Genomic DNA, 18,674 nt, shown 5'->3' on the forward strand with positions numbered 1-18,674 from the left:
GACGGAAGCCCCTGGGCCTACCTGCACAAAAGGGATCTTCGTTCCCGTGCAACCGTCAAGGGACATCAGGTGTCCAACTGGACGACGGACCGGGCACGGGCCCCGTCCGGCGCACCCCCCGCAGCCGCCCGGAACCCTCCGAATCCAGGAGCCGCTCCATGCGCAAGCACCGTTCCGCCGCCCTCGCCGCGGCGACGCTCCTCCTTCTCACCGGTGCGGGGATCGCGACCGCACCCGCCGCCTGGGCCGGAGTGCCCGGCAGCACCCGCGCCGACGACCGCAACTGCGACTTCGACGGCGACGGCTTCGACGACGTGCTCGTCGGCTCGCCCGGCGCGGCCGTCGGCGGCGGCCGGGGCGCCGGCCTCGTCACCGTCCAGTACGGCTCGCCTCACGGCATCGACACCCGCGCCGGCACGGTCATCAGCCAGAACACCTCCGGCGTGCCCGGCGCCGCCGAGGCGGGCGACTCCTTCGGCGCCGCGGTCGCCACCGGCGACCTCGACGGCGACGGCTACGACGACGCCGTGATCGGCGCCCCCGGCGAGGACATCGGCACCCGCGCCGACGTCGGCGGCGTGATCGTCCTGTGGGGCTCCCCGCACGGGCTCGTCGGCTCCGAGAGCCTCTGGGTCGACAGCCTCCTCGGCGCGGTGGCAGGGGCCCGCTTCGGCTCCGCCCTGGCCGCCGCGCGGTTCACCGCCGAGACGCCTGGGGACCAGCTCATCGCCCTCGACCGCCGGGGCGCCGAGCAGCACCTGTTCGGCGCCGCGCTCCGGCCGGGCGAGCGGCGGACGGACACCGGCCCCCGCGCGCACGGCGCCCGCCCCCTGGACGGGGCCGCCGTCGCGGGCAGCGGTGCGCGCGCCGCGGAGGAGCCGCCGCCGCCTCGGGACCTCGTCGCGAAGTCCCTCACCACCGGCGACCACGACGGGAACGGGTTCGCGGACCTGGTGATCAGCGGCGTCACCACCGGGGCCGAACCCGGCCACGGCTGGTCCTGGTACCTGGCGGGGCAGAGCGACTCCCTCGACTACCGGCGCGAACTGCGCGGCGGGCCGGTCGTCGCTTCCGGGGACATCGACGGCGACGGTTACGACGACCTCGTCACCGGCGAGCCGCACAGCCCCGACGACGGCGGCGACTCCATGACCGGCGGTCTCGTCGGCGTCTACCGGGGCGGCCCCGACGGGCCCGCCGGAGCCACCGGCGTCGGCACCCCGCCGCAGTGGTGGACCCAGGACTCGCCGGGCGTGCCGGGCGCCTCCGAGCGCGGCGACGGCTGGGGCGCGGACCTCTCCCTCGGCGACACGAACGAGGACGGCTACGCCGACCTCGCGATCGGCGCCCCCGGCGAGGACAACGGCACCGTCGCCGACGCGGGCATGGTCACCGTCCTGCGCGGCACCGCCCGGGGCCTGACCGCCACCGGCGCCGCCTCCTGGACGCAGAACTCGCCCTCCGTACCCGGCGCGGTGGAGAAGGGCGACAAGTTCGGCGGCCAGGTCCGGCTCGTCGACCCCAACGCCGACGGACGCTTCGGACTGCTCGCCGCCGCCCCCGGCGAGGACACCGAGGACGGCTGCGTCTGGGTCTTCTCGGCCGGTACGGGCGGACTCACCGCCACCGGCTCCTGGACCTTCAACGCGGGCACCTTCGGCGGCCCGTACCTCGACGCGCGCTTCGGGGCCGCGATCGACGAGTGACCCCCGCCGGCCAGGGGCCGGTCGGGGTCACGGACGTGGTCCCCGCCCGGGGTCCCCTTCCGGGCACCCGCCCTCGTACAGTGCAGGCATGAGCGATCACACGGTGCTGCACGTGAAGGGGCGGGTGCTCGTCGGCCCCGAGGACGTACGGGACGAACTGTGGTGCGTCGACGGGCGGATCACCTTCGACCGGCCCGCCGCGGAGGCGGTCACCGTCGAGGGCTGGGTGCTGCCGGGACTCGTCGACGCCCACTGCCACGTCGGCCTCGACCGGCACGGCCCCGTCGACGAGGCCACCAGCGAGAAGCAGGCCCTCACCGACCGGGACGCGGGCACCCTGCTCATCCGTGACGCCGGCTCCCCCTCCGACACCCGCTGGATCGACGACCGCGAGGACCTGCCGAAGATCATCCGCGCGGGGCGGCACATCGCCCGCACCCGCCGCTACATCCGCAACTACGCCCACGAGATCGAGCCCGCCGACCTCGTGGCGTACGTCGGCCGCGAGGCCCGGCGCGGCGACGGCTGGGTCAAGCTCGTCGGCGACTGGATCGACCGCGAGGCGGGCGACCTCACCGCCTGCTGGCCGCGCGCCGAGGTCGAGGCGGCCATCGCGGAGGCGCACCGGCTCGGCGCCCGCGTCACCGCGCACTGCTTCGCGGAGGACTCGCTCCGCGACCTGGTCGAGGCCGGGATCGACTGCGTCGAGCACGCCACCGGCCTCACCGAGGACACCATTCCGCTCTTCGCCGAGCGGGGCGTCGCGATCGTGCCGACCCTGGTCAACATCGCGACCTTCCCGCACCTCGCCGACGGCGGCCAGGAGAAGTTCCCCCGCTGGTCGGCCCATATGCGCCGGCTGCACGAGCGCCGGTACGACACCGTGCGCGCCGCCTTCGACGCGGGCGTCCCCGTCTTCGTGGGTACGGACGCGGGCGGCTCCCTCGCCCACGGCCTGGTCGCCGAGGAGGTCGAGGAGCTGACGAAGGCCGGCATCCCGCCGCTCGACGCGCTCTCCGCCACCGCCTGGGGAGCCAGGTCCTGGCTGGGCCGCCCCTCCCTGGAGGAGGGCGCCCCCGCCGACCTCGTCGTCTACGGCGAGGACCCGCGCGCGGACGTCCGTGTCCTCGCGGCGCCGCGGCGGGTCGTCGTCAACGGCCGGGTGATGGGCTGATCCCCCGGGGGATCAGCGGGTCAGGAACGCCAGGCGGGCCTTCTTCTCCGGGATGAAGACCTCCGGCAGGTCCACCTCGGGCAGCACGACCTCGGGGCCCAGCTCGAACCCGGCCCGCACCATCCGGGCGATGGCCTTCTCGTTGGCGGCGTCCGGGTCGACCACGATCCGGGTGTGGTCGCGCAGCGAGAAGGCGACGAGCGCGGTGAGCAGCCGGCCCGTCCAGCCGGGCTGCGGGGCCGTGCCCGGGGCGATCAGCAGGTGCACGCCGATGTCCCCGGGCAGCGCCTCGTAGCACTCGCCGACGCGGTCGGCCCCGGGGTCGTACGTCTGGAAGAGGGCGACCGGCTCGTCGTCCAGGCCGACGAGGAAGCCGTGGTGGGTGGTGAGCGAGTCGAGGTGCGCGTAGATGTCCCGGACCTGCTCGACGGTGGTCCCGGTCATGCCCCAGAAGCGGGCCCGCTCCTCGTTGACCCAGCCGTGCAGGAGCGGGGCGTCGCGCTCGGGCTCGACGGGCCGGACCGTGACGGTGCCGAAGCCCTCGACGTTCTGGACGTACACGGCGGTGGTCATCCCTGCTCCTTGGTGAGGTACTGCCAGTCGGTGGTGACGGGGGCGAGTTCGCCCCTCAGCCACAGGGGGAGTTGGTCGCGGTGGTGCGGGTCGCCGGGCACGCCGGACGCGCCGAACGGCACGACCCACCCGCTGCGCTCGCGGTCGGCGAGGTCCCAGACGTAGCGGGCGGCGGAGGCGCGGGCGCTGCGGTCGGTCCAGCCGGGCACGCTGGACGTGGAGAGCACGCAGTCGTGGTCGCCGCCGAGCCCCGGCCACTGGGCGTCGTCGGCGTCGGGCAGGGCCTGCCAGGGCGCGAGCCGGTGCGTCACGCCCCAGGCGGCGGGCGGCTCGCCGGCGCCGACCTCCTCGAGCGCCTCCCGGACGATCCGGTCGACGTCGCCCGCGGGCACGGGACCGGCCACGAGGAGGGTCTCCAGGGCGTAGGCGACGCGCGGCCCGAGGGCGAGCCAGGGCCGGAAGACCTCGGGGTACGGGGCGGGTTCGCGCAGCGCCGCGAAGGCCTCGTGGGCGGCGAGCCGGCGGACCACGGCCGCGCGCACGGCGGCGTAGAGACCGGCGTCGGCGCTCTCCGCGTCCATCCGCCGGTCCCAGGCGAGCAGCCGGTCCCGCACGGCGGAGGCGGCGGGGGAGAGGGCAGGGGAAGCGGGGAGGACATCCGGGGAGGTGGCGGGGGAGAGGTGCTCGCCCGCCCGCGCCACCGCCGCGAGGAGACGGGCCGCCGAGGGGTTGTCGGTGTCCCTGTGGACGGCGGTCGTCGTCTCCGGCGTCCATTCCGCCGAGGCGCCGAGCAGCGCGTCGATCCGGGCCGCCCGGTGCGGCGGTGCGAACTCGATGCCCAGGGGCGCGGCCAGGCCCCGGGCGTTGGCCATCACGGCATGGCCGCTCACCTCGGCGCGCGGCAGCGGCGCGGGCTCTGCCGCCCAGTCGTGCGCCGGGTCCCAGGCGGGCACGATCCGCAGCGAGTTGGCCTTGTCCCGTACGGGTACGTGGCCGGCGACCCGGTGCAGCAGACCGCCCTCGGTGTCGGCGGCCAGGACGACGTTCACGGGCTCGATCCAGCCGTCGAGGGCCGCGTCCACGTCGGCGACGGTCCGGGCGCGCAGCAGCGCGGGCAGCACCCCGAAGCCGAGCTGCCCGGTGACCCGGGGCGGGTAGCGCAGGCTGACGGCCTCCCAGCCGGCGGAGCCGGGCTCGTCGTCGGCGCCGATGATCACCGGACCCCGGTCCGTCTCGATCACCTCGACGACGACCGGCTCGCCGCCCGCCACCTCGATCGTCTCGGTGTGCGCCGCCGCGGGGCGCCACCCGTCGGGGCCGTACGCCTCCACCCCGCCGTCCGGGAGCCGCCGCAGCCGCTCCCGGTAGAGGTCCTGGTAGTCCGCCATCGCGTTGGTGATGGCCCAGGCCACCGGACCGGTGTGGCCGAAGTGGCCGAGTCCCGGGATGCCGGGCACGGCGATGCCCACGACGTCGTACGCGGGGCAGGCGAGCCGGATCTGCTGGTAGACGCCGGGCGCCTCGATGAACCGGTGCGGGTCGCCGGCCACCAGGGCCGCCCCGCTCGCGGTCCGCTCGCCCGCGACCAGCCAGCCGTTGGAGCCCGCGGTGCCGGGTCCGTCGGTCGCGAAGAGCTCGGTCCACTCCTCGCCGAGCCGGCGGGCGACCTCCTCGCGCCACAGCTTGGTGGGGAAGCCCGCGAACAGGATGTGGGTCGAGAGCCAGACCGCGAGCGGCGTCCACGGCTCCCAGCGCCCGGGCGCGAGACCGGTCTCCGCGAACTCGGGTGCGCGCGAGGCCCCTTCGGCCAGGCCGTCGTTGACGCCGTCCACGTACGCGCGCACCCAGGCGGCCGTCGTCGCGTCGTCGCGCTCGAGCCGTTCGAAGCAGCGGCGTGCGGTGTCGGCGAGCCGGGACCGGCGGGCGAAGCTGTCCCAGCCGAGTTCGGCGGCGCCGAGGAAGGCGGCCGTGGTGCCCTGCGCCCGGTGCCGCTCGACCTCCAGCTGCCAGGCCCGGTCGCGGGCGGTGACCCGGCCCTGGGCGAAGGCGAGTTCGTCCGGGTCCGCGGCACGCAGATGGGGGACGCCCCAGGCGTCCCGGTAGACCTCGATGCTCACGGAGACCCCGTTCCCGTCCATGTCCGCTGGTGATTTCTTAGGTTAGGCTGACCTAAATAATCTACAGGAGTTCAGGGGAGGGGATCGCGGTGGGTCACGGTTGGCAGGGTGCCGTTCTCAAGCTGATGCGCGGCAAGGACTTCACGTTCACCGTGACGGGCGCCGAGCAGGTCACGGAGGACTACCGCCGGGTGCACTTCACGGACGGCGGCCTGCTCGCCGCCGCCGGGGTGCACCCGACGATGTGGGTACGGATCTGGTTCGCCGGCGCGGGCAAGCCCCACCAGCGCGCCTACACCCTGGTCGACCCGGACGCGGAGGCCGGCACGTTCGGTCTGGAGTTCGCCCTCCACGACGGGGTCGCCAGCCGCTGGGCCCGCACCTGCGCCCCCGGCGACACCGTGGACGCGACCCTCCAGGGCACCGGCTTCGAGGCCCCCGAGCCGGTGCCCGGACGGCTGCTCGTGGTCGGCGACCCGGCCTCCCTGCCCGCGATCAACTCCCTGCTCGACGCGCTTCCCGGTGTCCCGGCCACCGTCTGGTTCGAGACCCAGCACGCCTCGGACGAGGAACTGCCGTTCCGGCTCGACCCCGAGCGGCACGAACTGCGCCGGGTGCCGCGCGAGCGCGACGGCGCCGGTCTCGTCGCCCGGGTGAAGGCCGAGCTGCCCGCGCTCGCCGACGCCGACCCGTACGTCTGGATCGCCTGCGACACCGCGACCACCCGCACCCTCGCCACGTACGCGCGCAAGGAGCTGGCGCTCCCCAAGGAGCGCGTCCACGCGCTCGGGTACTGGCGCCCGAGCTGAACGCGTCGCGTTGACGATCCGTTACTTCGGTGACGTGCGGGTCGTTCTCACCTCCCGCGTGCGGTGCCGCGCCCGCCCGCACGTGCGAGAGACGCGGGACACCCGGGAACGGTTGTGTCGAAAAAAATCGAATATGAACACGGAAACCCCCCTTTGGAGTGAACTCACGGCAGGCGACTGCCGGTTCACTCTCCGTGCGTAAAGATTCCGGTGTCTCAAGTCGCCGAGGCCGCGCCGACCCACCGTCCCCGTGGTGAGCGGCCGGCGACGCCATGTCTCTTGTGGGGGTTCCACCACCGTGAACAGCAACACCTTCCGCATGCCCGTACGCCGTACCGCCGCCGCCGCGACCGTCGCCGCCCTGACCATCGGCCCGGTGCTCCTCGCGGCGCCGGCGGCGCAGGCCACGGGCGGCGAAGGGCGCGCCACCGCCGTCGTCCTGCGAACCGGCCTCGACGTCTCCCTGCTGAACAAGACGGTCGACGTGCCGCTGCGGGTCAGCCTCAACGAGGTCAAGGCGCCGGAGACCGAGAGCGAGACCGCGCTCTCCGTGAAGGTGCAGGGGGCCGAGGGCGGGAAGCCGATCGACATCCTGGCCGCCGACGTCGCCACCTCCGAGGCCACCGTGGACGAGGAGAAGGCCGAGGGGCACGTCAACCTGGTCAAGGCGCGGGTGCACGTCCCCGGCATCCCGCTGCTCTCCCTCATCGAGGTCGAGAAGGTCACCTCGAAGGCCCTGTGCGAGGTGGGGAAGAAGCCCGTCGCCGAGTCCAACGTCCTCGGTCACGTGACGGTCTTCGGCAAGAAGACCACCCTCTCCGCGGGCGGCAGGACCCAGGTCACCGTGCCCGGCGTCGGCCAGGTCACCCTCGACCTCTCCCGTACCTCGACGACCTCCCGTACGGCCGCCGCGACGGCCCTCGAACTCAAGGTGGAGGTCGACCCGCTGAAGCTCGGTGTGGCCGAGGTCAACGGCACCGTGACGCTCGCCGAGGCGACCTGCGAGACGCCCGAGGGCACGGCCCCGACCGAGAAGCCCACCGAGAAGCCGACCGAGCGGCCCACCCAGAAGCCCAGCGAGCGGCCCTCCGAGCAGCCCACGACCAAGCCGAGCGACGCCGGAGGCATCAAGACCAACAACGGCGGCACCACCCCCACCGAGAACCTCGCCGAGACCGGCGGCAGCTCCACCACCCCGTACATCGCGGCCGGAGCGCTCGCCCTCGTCGCGGCCGGCGGCGGCGCCCTCGCGCTGACCCGTTCGCGCGCCCGCTCCCGGGGCTGACGGCCCGAGGCTGACGGCCCGAGGCTGACGGCCCGAGGGGGGACGGCCCGAGGGGGGACGGCCCGAGGGGGACGGGCGCTGGGGGAGTGGTCAAGGGGAACCACGGGGCCGGGGAGGGCGACGGTGACGACGTCGCCCTCCCCGGCCCCGCGCGCGTACCTGAGCTCAGCCGCCGATCAACAGGGCCTGGTCGAGGGCCTGGAGGAAGCGGTTCGTCGTCGCCCGGTCCCGGACCGCGAGCCGCAGCCAGTTCCGGTCCAGCCCGGGAAACGTGTCGCCCCGCCGGGCCGCGAAGCCCAGCGACCGCAGCCGCTCCCGCACCGTGTCCGCCCCGTCGATCCACAGCAGCACGAAGGGGCCCTCCGCCCCCTCGATCGCCCGCACCTCGTCGAACTCGGCGAGCCCGGCCAGCAGATGGGCCCGCTCCACCCCGATCCGGTGCGCCGCGTGCTCGGCCTCCGCGAGCGCCGCCCGCGACATGCACGCCTCCGCCGCGACGAGCGCCGGCGTCGACACCGGCCACAGCGGCTGCGCCCGCTCCAGGGCCGCGATCGTCTCCGGCTCGGCGAGCACGTACCCGATCCGCAGCCCCGCGAGCCCCCACGTCTTGGTGAGGCTGCGCAGCACCACGAGCCCCGGCACGTCGGTGCGTCCGGCCAGCGACTCGCGCTCGCCCGGCACCGCGTCCATGAAGGCCTCGTCCACCACCAGGATCCGCCCCGGCCGGGCGAGCGCGGCGATCGACTCGGCGGGGTGCAGCACGGAGGTCGGGTTCGTGGGGTTCCCGATCACCACCAGATCCGCGTCCTCCGGGACCGCCGCCGGATCCAGCCGGAAACCGTCCGCCTCGCGCAGCAGCACCCGGCCCACCTCGTGCCCGGCGTCCCGCAGCGCCGCCTCCGGCTCGGTGAACTGCGGATGTACCACCACCGGCCGCCGTACCGGCAGCGCCCGCGCGAGCAGCACGAAGGCCTCCGCCGCGCCGGCCGTGAGCAGCACCCGGTTCGAGGGCAGGTCGTGCCGCTCGGCGACGGCCGCCCGCGCGGCCCGGCCGTCGGGGTAGGCGGCGAGACCCGTCAGGGAGTCGGCGATGCGCTCCCGAAGCCAGTCCGGCGGGGTGTTCGTCCGGACGTTGACCGCCAGATCGATGAGTTTCTCGTCCCGTACCTCGGCGTCACCGTGGTGGCGCAGGTCGTGGGCGTCGGTATGCGTGTGCATGTCCATGGCCGCCGTCGTGTGGGGGGTGGGGATGGTGGGGGGTGAGCCGGGCTCGCCAGCGATGTACCCGTGAGCCCGGTGCAACAACCGTACGTCTGTGGCGCCTTCGTTCGGACGTAACGGGACGTAAGCGGCGAGCGCACACGTTACGCGCGCGTTCTTCCGCTTCGGCACGAGCAGCATGACCCCTGCGACAGCCTCTACGACAGCCCCGGGAAGCAGTTCCTCCCACGCGTCCGACGCGGCCAGCAACGCCGCCGCCTCCGCCACCGATCCCGTGCCGGTCGCCGTCAGCGGCAGCGCCGACGGATGCGGTACGGGCACGGCCGCGAGCTCCTCCGCCGTGAACCCCCGCACGGGCACGCCCAGTACCCCCGCCGCCCCCGTGAGGCCCGGCTCAGCTGCCCGCGCGTCGAGCGTGCCGAGGGACCGGACGTCCGCCCGCGCGAGCCCCGCCTCCCACAGCACCGCGTCGACCAGCGCGAGGACGTCCTCCACCGGAGTCCCGGGCCGGGCCCCGACGCCGAGGTGCGCGGACGCCCCCCGATCCGATACCAAAGCCCCATGGCTGTGGTCGTCGCGCTCGGCGCGTTCCTCATGACGCTCTTCGGCGGTTGGGTCGCCGGGCGCGTCACCGACCGCCGCCACCTGGTCCTCGGGCTCGCCGGCGGTCTCATGCTCGGCGTCGTCGGACTCGACCTGCTGCCGGAGGCGCTGGAGGCCGCGGGCGCCGAGGTCTTCGGTGTTCCGGAGGCCCTGCTGCTCTTCGTCGGCGGCTTCCTCTTCGCCCACGTGGTGGAGCGGCTCCTCGCCGTCCGCCGTGCGGCACACGGGGTCGGAGCCGACGAGAGGGTCCCGCAGGTCGGCCTCACCGCGGCCGCCGCGATGGTCGGCCACAGCCTCATGGACGGCATCGCCCTCGGCGCCGCCTTCCAGGTCGGCGGCGGGATGGGCGCCACCGTCGCCCTCGCCGTCATCACCCATGACTTCGCCGACGGCTTCAACACGTACACGATCACGAGCCTCTACGGGAACGCCCGCCGCAGGGCCGTCGGGATGCTCGTCGCGGACGCCCTCGCCCCGATCGTGGGCGCCGCCTCCACCCTGCTGTTCACCCTTCCGGAGGAACTGCTCGGCAGCTATCTCGGTTTCTTCGGGGGCGCCCTGCTCTACCTGGCCGCCGCCGAGATCCTGCCGGAGGCCCACCACGACCACCCCGCCCGCTCCACCGTGCTGTGCACGGTGGCGGGCGTGGCCTTCATCTGGCTCGTGGTGGGCGTCTCCGGCGGCTGACCTCACGCGACCGGACCGCCCGCGCACCGCTCGACGAACCGGGCGGCCACCTCGGGGGCACCCGCCCAGTGGGTGTGCACGTAACTGGCGTGCACACCGCCCTGTACGAAGCCCTCCAGACGCCGCTCGGGCTGCCGCAGCCCCCAGGCGGCCTCGGCCCCGGCACCCGGCTCGATCACGGTGCGGTGGAACTCGTGCCCCCGCATCCGGGTCCCGGCGGGTGCGAGGACGCTGTCGCTGACGGCGACGGCGTCCCGGTACCCGAGCGTGAGCCGCTCCGACATCCGCGCGTCCGCGTCGAGCACCCCGCACATGGGCGTGCCGTCGAGCGACCGCGCCAGGTACAGCAGCCCGGCGCACTCGGCGGCGATCGGCGCTCCGGAGCGGGCGAGCTCGGCGACGGCCTTCCGCAGCGGCTCGTTGGCGGACAGCTCGGCCCCGTACATCTCGGGGAAGCCGCCGCCTATGACGAGCCCGGACGTCCCCTCGGGAAGCGCCTCGTCCCGCAGCGGATCGAAGGTGACGACCTCGGCCCCGGCGGCGGTGAGCAGTTCGGCGTGCTCGGCATAGGAGAACGTGAAGGCGGCCCCACCGGCGACGGCGATCCTCGGCGTGGGCACACCGGGACCACCGGCGTGCAGCCGCTCCCCGACCTCAGGCACCCACGGCTCGGCGTGCAGTTCGGGAGCGCTGCGCGCGAGCGCCAGCAGCGCCTCCATGTCGCACCCGGCAAGAACCTGCTCCGCCTGCGCCGCGACAGCGGACACGGCAGCCGCCTGCCGCTCGGCGACCGGGACCAAGCCCAGGTGCCGCGACGGCGTGGCCACGGCCGGCGCCCGCCGCAGCACCCCGAGGACCGGCACACCCGACTCCCCGAGCGCCTCCCGCAGCAGATGCTCGTGCCGGTCGGTGGCGACCTTGTTGAGGATCACGCCCCCGATCCGCACCTCCGGGTCCCAGGACGCGAACCCGTGCACGAGCGCCGCCACCGACCGCGACTGCGACGACGCGTCGACGACGAGCACCACCGGCGCCTTGAGGAGCTTCGACACCTGGGCGGTGGAGGCCAGTTCGCCCTGGTCGGCGGCCCCGTCGTACAGGCCCATCACGCCCTCGACCACGGCCAGGTCACAGCCGCGCGCCCCGTGCGCGAAGAGCGGCGCCACCAGCCCCGTGCCGCACATGTACGCGTCGAGGTTGCGGCCTGGCCTGCCGGTCGCCAGGGCGTGGTAGCCGGGGTCGATGTAGTCGGGGCCGACCTTGTGCGGGGAGACGGCCAGACCACGGCCGGCGAACGCGGCCATCAGGCCGGTCGCGACCGTGGTCTTGCCCGCGCCCGACGACGGCGCGGCGATGACGAGACGTGCTACCACTCGATGCCCCGCTGGCCCTTCTGACCGGCGTCCATCGGGTGCTTGACCTTGGACATGTCGGTGACGAGGTCCGCGAAGTCGACCAGCTCCTGCGGCGCGTTGCGGCCGGTGATGACGACGTGCTGGTGCCCGGGACGGTCGCGCAGCACCTCCACGACCTCCTTGACGTCGATCCAGCCCCAGTGGAGGAGGTAGGCGAACTCGTCGAGGACGTAGAACTTGTACTTCTCCTCCGCGAGGTCCCGCTTGACCTGCTCCCAGCCCTCACGGGCCTTCTCCTCGTGCGACTGCTCGCCCTCGGCGACCTCGCGCTGGATCCAGGACCAGCCCTCGCCCATCTTGTTCCAGGTGACCGTGCCGCCCTTGCCGGTCTCGCCGAGCGCCTTGAGGGCGTTCTCCTCGCCGACCTTCCACTTGGCGGACTTGACGAACTGGAACACCCCGATCGGCCAGCCCTGGTTCCAGGCGCGCAGCGCCATGCCGAACGCGGCGGTCGACTTCCCCTTGCCGACGCCCGTGTGCACCATCACCAGTGCGCGGTTGCGTCGCTGACGGGTGGTGAGACCGTCGTCGGGCACGACGGTCGGCTGTCCCTGCGGCATTAAGCGGCCCTCCTGGCAGTGGTCCTGTGCGTTCCCTGAACATCTCTGACGAGGCCGGCGATCGAGTCGGCGCGCAGCTCGTCCAAACTGACGGCGGTGCCGCCGAGTTCGCGCGCCAGGCTCACGGCGAGTCCGAGCCGCACCGGCCCGGTCTCGCAGTCCACGACCACCGACGCCGTGCCGTCGGCGGCGTGCAGCCGCGCCGCGCGGGCGGCGAGCGCCACCGGGTCGGCGCCGCCTCCGGTCGCCCGCCCGTCGGTCACGACGACGAGCAGCGGACGGCGCGAGGGGTCCCGCAGCCGTTCGACCCGCAGCACGTCATGGGCCTTGAGGAGCCCTGCGGACAGCGGCGTACGGCCGCCGGTCGGCAGCTGTTCGAGCCGGGCGGCCGCGGCGTCCACCGACGAGGTCGGCGGCAGGGCGACCTCGGCGTCCCGGCCCCGGAAGGTGACCAGACCGACCTTGTCGCGCCGCTGGTAGGCGTCGAGCAGCAGGGAGAGGACGGCGCCCTTGACGGCGCTCATCCGCTGCCGGGCCGCCATCGAACCGGAGGCGTCCACGGCGAACAGCACCAGGTTCCCCTCGCGCCCCTCCCGGGTCGCCTGCCGCAGGTCGTCCCTGCGGACCACGAGTCCCCTGCCGGTCCGCCCGCGCGCCTTCTGGTGCGGGGCGGCGGCCCGCACGGTCGCGGCCAGGTGGAGCTTGGTCAGGGCGCCCCGGGGCCGGGTGGCTCCGGTGGTACGGCCGTGCTCGGTACGGGCCCGGGAGCGGCGCCCGGCCGCGCCCTCGCCGAGACCGGGCACGCTCAGCATCTTCGTACGGAAGGGCTCGGCGGCCTTGACGGCGGCGCGCTCACCGGCGCGGGCACCCTGCGGGGCGGACGCGGGCTCGGGAGCCGGAACCTCCTCCGGAGCCGGTACGTCGTCAGGAGCCGGTGCGTCGTCGGGCGCTACGTCGTCGGGCGCGTGGCCTTCCCCCTGCGGCGGAATGCCCCCGCCGGGACCGCCACCGTCAGGGCCGCCGTCGCCGGGGCCGCCGTCGCCGGGGCCGTCGGGCTCCGGGTCCTCCTCCGGCTCGTCCCCCTTGAACTGCTCCAGGGTCTCGTCGAGCTTGTCCTCGTCGAGGCCGGGCGCGTCGAAGGGCGAACGCCGCCGCCGGTGCGGAAGGGCGAGCAGCGCGGCCTGCCGTACGTCCTCGGAGGTGACCTCGGTGCGCCCCGCCCACGCGGCGAGCGCGGTCGCGGTCCTGGCCATGACGATGTCGGCGCGCATGCCGTCCACCTCGAACGCGGCGCAGGTCGCGGCGATCTGGAGCAGGACGGCGTCGCCGAGGGTCACCTGCGGCAGCAGGGCGCGAGCCGCGACGATCCGGCCGCGCAGCGCGGTCTCCTCGCCCGTCCACCGCGCGGCGAACGCGGCCGGGTCGTCCTCGAAGGCCAGCCTCCGCCGGACGACCTCGACCCGCTGCTCGGGCTCGCGCGACGCGGCGACCTCCACGGTGAGCCCGAACCGGTCGAGCAACTGCGGCCGCAGCTCGCCCTCTTCGGGGTTCATCGTGCCGACGAGCAGGAACCGTGCTGCGTGCCGCACGGAGACGCCTTCGCGCTCGACGTACGAGGAGCCCATGGCGGCGGCGTCGAGGAGGAGGTCGATGAGGTGGTCGTGGAGGAGATTGACCTCGTCGACGTACAGGATGCCGCGGTGCGCGTCGGCGAGGAGCCCGGGCTCGAAGGCCTTCACTCCGTCGGCGAGCGCCTTCTCGATGTCGAGGGCGCCGACGAGCCGGTCCTCGGAGGCGCCGACGGGCAGCTCGACCATCCGCGCGGGCCGTTCGGCACCGGGCCCGGCCTCGTGCGGCCCGTCCGGGCAGCCGGGGTCGGGCGAGACCGGATCACAGCTGAACCGGCAGCCGGCGACGACCGGCACGGCGGGGAGCAGCTCGGCGAGCGCCCGCACGGCCGTGGACTTGGCGGTCCCCTTCTCCCCCCGGACGAGCACACCGCCCACGGCCGGGCTGACGGCATTGAGCAGCAGCGCGAGCCGCAGGTCGTCCATACCGACGACGGCGGTGAACGGATACCGGGTGCTCATCGGTCGGTCACTCCTTCAACTCGTTGATGTTCGGCGGTCGTCATGCTCACGGCGCGCCCGGCGGCACGAACGGCAGCCCCGCCGGGGCTCCCTCCTCGATCAGCCGCAGCAGCGCGTCCGTGTCCGCGTGCTCCTCGATCAGGTCGCCGAGCCGGTCCAGCTGCTCTTCCCGCAGCGTCCCGAACGACGTGTCGGGAGCCGGCACGAACCGCCGCCCGGCCGCCGCCGCGACCTCCCGCAGGAAGGCCCGCCGGAACCCGTCGCTCTCCAGGGAGCCGTGCCAGTGCGTGCCCCACACGGAGCCGACCCGGCACCCGTCCAAGAACGACTCCCCACCGGCCACCGACGCGACGCCGTGGTGGATCTCGTACCCCTCGACCCGCTCGCCGAGCGCCTCTCCGACCGGCCGGGCGAGGGTCTTCTCGCGCGCGAACCGGACGCGTACGGGCAGCAGCCCGAGCCCGTCGACGGCCCCCGCGCGGGACTCGACCTCGTCCTCGATGTGCTCGCCGAGCACCTGGAAGCCGCCGCAGATCCCGAGCACCGGCCGCCCCTCGGCGGCCCGCCGGGCCAACGCGTCCGCGAGGCCGCGCTCCCGCAGCCACGCCAGCGCCTTGACCGTCCCCCGGGTGCCCGGCACGACGACCAGGTCCGCGTCGACGAGTTCCTCGGCCCGGTCCACGAACCGGACGACGACGCCCGGCTCGGCGGCCAGCGCGTCCACGTCCGTGAAGTTCGACATCAGAGGTACGGCGCAGACCGCGACCCGCAGCACGTCCTCGCCGAACGGCGGCGCGACGACCGACTCGCGTACCGCGCCGCGCAGCGAGACCCGGAGCCCGTCCTCCTCGTCGATGCCGAGCCCGTGGGCGTACGGCAGGACGCCGAAGGTCCGCCGTCCGGTCAGCCCGTGGAGCATGTCGAGGCCGGGTTCGAGGAGGGTCACGTCACCCCGGAACTTGTTCACGAGGTAGCCGGCCACCAGCGACTGGTCCTCGGGGCTCAGCAGCGCCGTCGTCCCGAAGAACTGGGCGAAGACCCCGCCCCTGTCGATGTCGCCGACCACGACCACGGGCAGCCGCGCGGCCCGCGCGATGCCCATGTTCACGATGTCCGTGCGCCGCAGGTTGATCTCGGCCGGACTGCCCGCCCCCTCGCAGATCACGGCGTCGTACATGCCCCGGAGTTCCTCCAGGCACGCCATCACCGGCTCGAAGAGTTCCTTCTGCCTGCCCCCGTGGTAGCCGCGGGCGGAGAGTTCACCCACCGGCTTGCCCATCAGGACGACCTGGCTGGAGCGGTCGCTGCCCGGCTTCAGCAGCACCGGGTTCATCAGCGCGGTCGGCTCCACCCGGGCGGCCTGCGCCTGCATGGCCTGGGCGCGGCCGATCTCGGCGCCCTCGCGGGTCACGAAGGAGTTGAGGGACATGTTCTGTCCCTTGAACGGCGCCACCTTCAGGCCCTTGCGGACCAGCCAGCGGCAGATGCCGGCCGTCACGACGCTCTTGCCGGCGTCGGACGTGGTCCCGGCGACGAGCAGCCCCCCACCCCTCATGCGTTCCTCCGCTTCAGCGCGTATCCGAGCAACCGGCCGCCCACACAGGCGGCCAGAGTGAGTCCGGTGACCCGGCGGGACAGGCGTACCGCCCGGTCGATGTCGGCGACCTCGACGGGCCGCCCCTCCCCGTTGAGCACCGGCCGGTGCTCGACGCGTCCGCCGTACGAGAGGGTCCCTCCGAGCCGTACGCCGAGCGCACCCGCGAAGGACGCCTCGACGGGGCCCGCGTTGGGGCTCGGGTGCTTCGCCGCGTCCGCCCGCCAGGCTCGTACGGCTCCGCGCGGGTTCCCGCCCGCGACGGTCGCGAGCACGGCCGTCAGCCGGGCGCCCGGCCAGCCGGCCACGTCGTCGAGCCGGGCGGAGGCCCAGCCGAAGCGCCGGTGGCGCGGCGATCTGTGGCCGACCATCGCGTCCAGGGTGTTGACGGCCCGGAAGCCGACCAGTCCCGGCACGCCCGCGACCGCGCCCCAGAAGAGGGCGCCGACCACGGCGTCGGAGGTGTTCTCGGCGACCGATTCGACGACCGCGCGGGCCATCGCCGGTCCGTCGAGGGACTGCGGGTCGCGTCCGCACAGGTGCGGCAGCCGCTCGCGGGCCACCTCCAGGTCGCCCGCGGCGAGCGCCCCGCCGATCGCGCGGGCCTCCCGCCCCAGGGTCGTACCGCCGACGACGGCCCAGACGGAGGCGGCGGTGAGGGCGACGGCGGCGGCCGGCCTGTTCCGTACGGCCCGTGCGGCGAGCGCGCCCAGGGCGACGGTGGAGCCGGCGCAGACGGCGGTGTGCAGGGCGCCCCAGCCGCGGTGGTCGTGGTGGAGGCGCCGCTCGACCGCGGCGGCCGCCCGGCCGAACACGGCGACGGGGTGTCCGCGGCGGGGGTCCCCGACGAGCAGGTCGACGGCGAGACCGGCGGCCGCTCCGTACGCGAATCCGTCCGGGAAGGGGCGACTGGCTCTGGAAAGGCTGCGGCTGCGGCCGGGCATGGCGCATGTCCTCACTCAGGGTCCGCGCCCTGGATCGACGTGACCGGCGGCGAGAGTTCCTGACTCCCGGACCCTTCGGATCCGGTCACAGTGGCGGGACCGCGCCGGATTCGCACCGGACTTCCTCTACTGCCGCCGTAATGGCCTCGGCAGTCCACCACGGGCCGAGAACAGCCGTCAACTCACCCTTGACCTGCGTCGCGTCACTGTGCGAAGCGCCACAAACACGACGGCCGGGCGGCCCGCACCCGAAGGTGCGGACCGCCCGGCCGAGGGACCGCGGGACCGTCAGACGACGATCAGGTAGATGCCGTACGCCACGGCCGCGAGGCACAGGGCGAAGCAGGCGTAGGCGCCGGTGCGGGCCAGGGCGGCGGAGCCCCCCTGGGCGGCGGCCTGCTCCTGCTTGGAGAGGCCGACGATGCCGAGGGTGAAGAGGCCCACCAGCGCGACGGTCGCCACGAGGCTGACTCCGAAGACGGAGCCGAGGGCTGCCCAGTCGATCTTCATGTCGTTCGTTCCTTACACCGCTGCGGCGGGGGCGGGGGGAGCGGCCGGGTCGGTGGGAACCGGCGCGGGGATGGTGGTCTTGAGGTCCTCGTCCGCGACGGCGGCGACGGATCCGGCCGCCGGCGGCGGGGTGACGGCCGCGATGGCGGTGGTCACGACGCCCGCGGGCTCGGTCTCGACGTCGTTGACGTTGGTGTGGTCGACCACCTGACGGCGGGAGATGACCCAGATGGCGAGGCAGGAGGCGACCAGGAAGGCCGCGACGGTGTAGACGCCCCAGTCGCCCTGGCGGGCGACGTACTCGGCACCGGCTCCGACCAGGCCCGCGGCCGGAAGGGTCAGGCCCCAGGCGACGAACATCCGGGTGGCGGTCGACCAGCGGACGACACCGCCCTTGCGGCCCAGGCCCGCACCCATGACGGCGCCGGAGCAGGAGTGCGTGGTCGACAGCGAGAAGCCGAGGTTCGAGGAGGCGAGGATGACCGCCGCCGCGCTGGTCTGGGCGGCGAAGCCCTGCTGCGGCTGGAGGTCGGTCAGGCCCTTGCCCATGGTGCGGATGATGCGCCAGCCGCCCAGGTAGGTGCCGAGCGCGATCGCGAGGCCGGCGGAGACGATCACCCAGACCGGCGGGTTGGAGCCGGGCGCGAGGACGCCGCCGGCGACCAGGGCGAGGGTGATGATGCCCATGGTCTTCTGGGCGTCGTTGGTGCCGTGGGCGAGGGAGACGAGACCGGCGGAGGCGATCTGACCGGCCCGGTAGCCCTTCTCGGTCGTCTTCTTGTCGGCGTTCTTGTCCATGCGGTACGTCAGCCGGGCGGCGAACATCGCGGCCAGGCCGGCGACGAGCGGGGCGGCGACCGCCGGGATGAGCACCTTGCTGACGACGACCCCGCCGTTGACCCCGCTGACGCCGATCGAGGCGATGGTCGCGCCGATGAGGCCGCCCATCAGGGCGTGGGAGGAGCTGGAGGGCAGTCCGACCAGCCAGGTCACCAGGTTCCAGAGGATCGCGCCGACGAGCGCGGCGAGGATGACCTCGGGTTGGATGCCCTCCTCGTTGACGAGCCCCTTGGAGATCGTCTTGGCGACCTCGACGGACAGGAACGCGCCGACGAGGTTCAGCACGGCGGACATGGCCACCGCCGTCTTCGGCTTGAGCGCACCGGTCGAGATGGTCGTGGCCATCGCGTTGGCGGTGTCGTGGAAACCGTTCGTGAAATCGAACACGAGAGCTGTCACGACCACAATGGCGAGCAGCAGCGTGATGTGTTCCATTTACCCAGGCAATCGTTTGACGTCAGTGGCTGGACGAACGTAGGCAACCTGAGTGAACGGAAGGTGAACTGGGTCGGGCGGCATGGTGTCCCGATCCGGTGTCAAGAGATT

Annotated in this window: 15 protein-coding genes and 1 riboswitch; of the genes, 5 read left to right on the forward strand and 10 right to left on the reverse strand. The window is 74.2% G+C overall.

The window, feature by feature from the left end; genetic code table 11:
• The first annotated feature begins 158 nt into the window (after window positions 1-158).
• Window positions 159-1,706, forward strand: coding sequence for an FG-GAP repeat protein (locus tag IO20_RS0102860; protein ID WP_030546987.1), 1,548 nt, complete (start codon window positions 159-161; stop codon window positions 1,704-1,706).
• 88 nt (window positions 1,707-1,794) lie between these two features.
• Window positions 1,795-2,880: an amidohydrolase family protein gene (locus IO20_RS0102865; protein ID WP_030546985.1), complete on the forward strand. Its 1,086-nt coding sequence runs from the start codon at window positions 1,795-1,797 to the stop codon at window positions 2,878-2,880.
• Window positions 2,881-2,892: 12 nt separating this feature from the next.
• On the opposite strand, the gene IO20_RS0102870 is transcribed toward IO20_RS0102865, so the two are convergent.
• Together IO20_RS0102870 and IO20_RS0102875 are read right to left on the reverse strand one after the other, a co-directional pair.
• Complete coding sequence (locus tag IO20_RS0102870) at window positions 2,893-3,453, reverse strand: GNAT family N-acetyltransferase (RefSeq protein ID WP_030546983.1); 561 nt, start codon at window positions 3,451-3,453, stop codon at window positions 2,893-2,895.
• The gene (locus IO20_RS0102875; RefSeq protein WP_078945864.1) at window positions 3,450-5,591 is read right to left on the reverse strand and encodes a penicillin acylase family protein; all 2,142 of its coding nucleotides are present in this window, start codon (window positions 5,589-5,591) and stop codon (window positions 3,450-3,452) included. Before IO20_RS0102875 ends, IO20_RS0102870 begins: the two co-directional genes overlap by 4 nt.
• 68 nt (window positions 5,592-5,659) lie before the next feature.
• On the opposite strand from IO20_RS0102875, the gene IO20_RS0102880 reads away from it, so the two are divergent.
• Window positions 5,660-6,379 carry a siderophore-interacting protein gene (locus tag IO20_RS0102880; protein WP_030546979.1) on the forward strand — a complete coding sequence of 240 codons (720 nt, stop codon included), beginning with the start codon at window positions 5,660-5,662 and terminating at the stop codon, window positions 6,377-6,379.
• 298 nt (window positions 6,380-6,677) lie between these two features.
• Entirely contained in the window at window positions 6,678-7,664 is a 987-nt protein-coding gene (locus IO20_RS0102885; protein ID WP_030546976.1) for an SCO1860 family LAETG-anchored protein, read from the forward strand.
• Between the two features lie 165 nt (window positions 7,665-7,829).
• Here IO20_RS0102885 and cobC read toward each other — a convergent pair whose 3' ends face one another.
• Window positions 7,830-9,440 carry an Rv2231c family histidinol phosphate aminotransferase CobC gene (cobC, locus tag IO20_RS0102890; protein WP_078945863.1) on the reverse strand — a complete coding sequence of 537 codons (1,611 nt, stop codon included), beginning with the start codon at window positions 9,438-9,440 and terminating at the stop codon, window positions 7,830-7,832.
• Between the two features lie 6 nt (window positions 9,441-9,446).
• Between cobC and IO20_RS0102895 the strand changes: the two genes are divergently transcribed.
• A complete protein-coding gene (locus IO20_RS0102895; RefSeq protein ID WP_030546972.1) occupies window positions 9,447-10,175 on the forward strand; it encodes a ZIP family metal transporter in 729 nt (242 codons plus the stop codon).
• 2 nt (window positions 10,176-10,177) lie between these two features.
• Here IO20_RS0102895 and IO20_RS0102900 read toward each other — a convergent pair whose 3' ends face one another.
• From IO20_RS0102900 to IO20_RS0102930, 7 genes are all read right to left on the reverse strand, one after another.
• The gene (locus tag IO20_RS0102900; RefSeq protein WP_030546969.1) at window positions 10,178-11,548 is read right to left on the reverse strand and encodes a cobyrinic acid a,c-diamide synthase CobB; all 1,371 of its coding nucleotides are present in this window, start codon (window positions 11,546-11,548) and stop codon (window positions 10,178-10,180) included.
• Window positions 11,542-12,150: a cob(I)yrinic acid a,c-diamide adenosyltransferase gene (gene cobO / locus IO20_RS0102905; protein WP_017238571.1), complete on the reverse strand. Its 609-nt coding sequence runs from the start codon at window positions 12,148-12,150 to the stop codon at window positions 11,542-11,544. Before cobO ends, IO20_RS0102900 begins: the two co-directional genes overlap by 7 nt.
• Window positions 12,150-14,240 carry a putative cobaltochelatase gene (locus tag IO20_RS0102910; protein WP_030546967.1) on the reverse strand — a complete coding sequence of 697 codons (2,091 nt, stop codon included), beginning with the start codon at window positions 14,238-14,240 and terminating at the stop codon, window positions 12,150-12,152. Before IO20_RS0102910 ends, cobO begins: the two co-directional genes overlap by 1 nt.
• 46 nt (window positions 14,241-14,286) lie before the next feature.
• A complete protein-coding gene (locus IO20_RS0102915) occupies window positions 14,287-15,795 on the reverse strand; it encodes a cobyric acid synthase (RefSeq protein ID WP_030546965.1) in 1,509 nt (502 codons plus the stop codon).
• The gene (locus IO20_RS0102920) at window positions 15,792-16,778 is read right to left on the reverse strand and encodes a cobalamin biosynthesis protein (RefSeq protein ID WP_030546963.1); all 987 of its coding nucleotides are present in this window, start codon (window positions 16,776-16,778) and stop codon (window positions 15,792-15,794) included. The genes IO20_RS0102915 and IO20_RS0102920 overlap by 4 nt, the downstream gene beginning before the upstream one ends.
• Before the next feature lie 34 nt (window positions 16,779-16,812).
• A riboswitch (cobalamin riboswitch) is annotated at window positions 16,813-16,952 on the reverse strand.
• Window positions 16,953-17,066: 114 nt separating this feature from the next.
• Window positions 17,067-17,288: a hypothetical protein gene (locus IO20_RS0102925; protein WP_030546960.1), complete on the reverse strand. Its 222-nt coding sequence runs from the start codon at window positions 17,286-17,288 to the stop codon at window positions 17,067-17,069.
• A gap of 12 nt (window positions 17,289-17,300) precedes the next feature.
• Window positions 17,301-18,563, reverse strand: a complete 1,263-nt coding sequence (locus tag IO20_RS0102930; protein WP_030546959.1) for an inorganic phosphate transporter — start codon at window positions 18,561-18,563, stop codon at window positions 17,301-17,303.
• Window positions 18,564-18,674: the final 111 nt, after the last annotated feature.

The organism is Streptomyces exfoliatus (genome assembly GCF_000725545.1).
Taxonomy (GTDB): Bacteria; Actinomycetota; Actinomycetes; order Streptomycetales; family Streptomycetaceae; genus Streptomyces; species Streptomyces exfoliatus.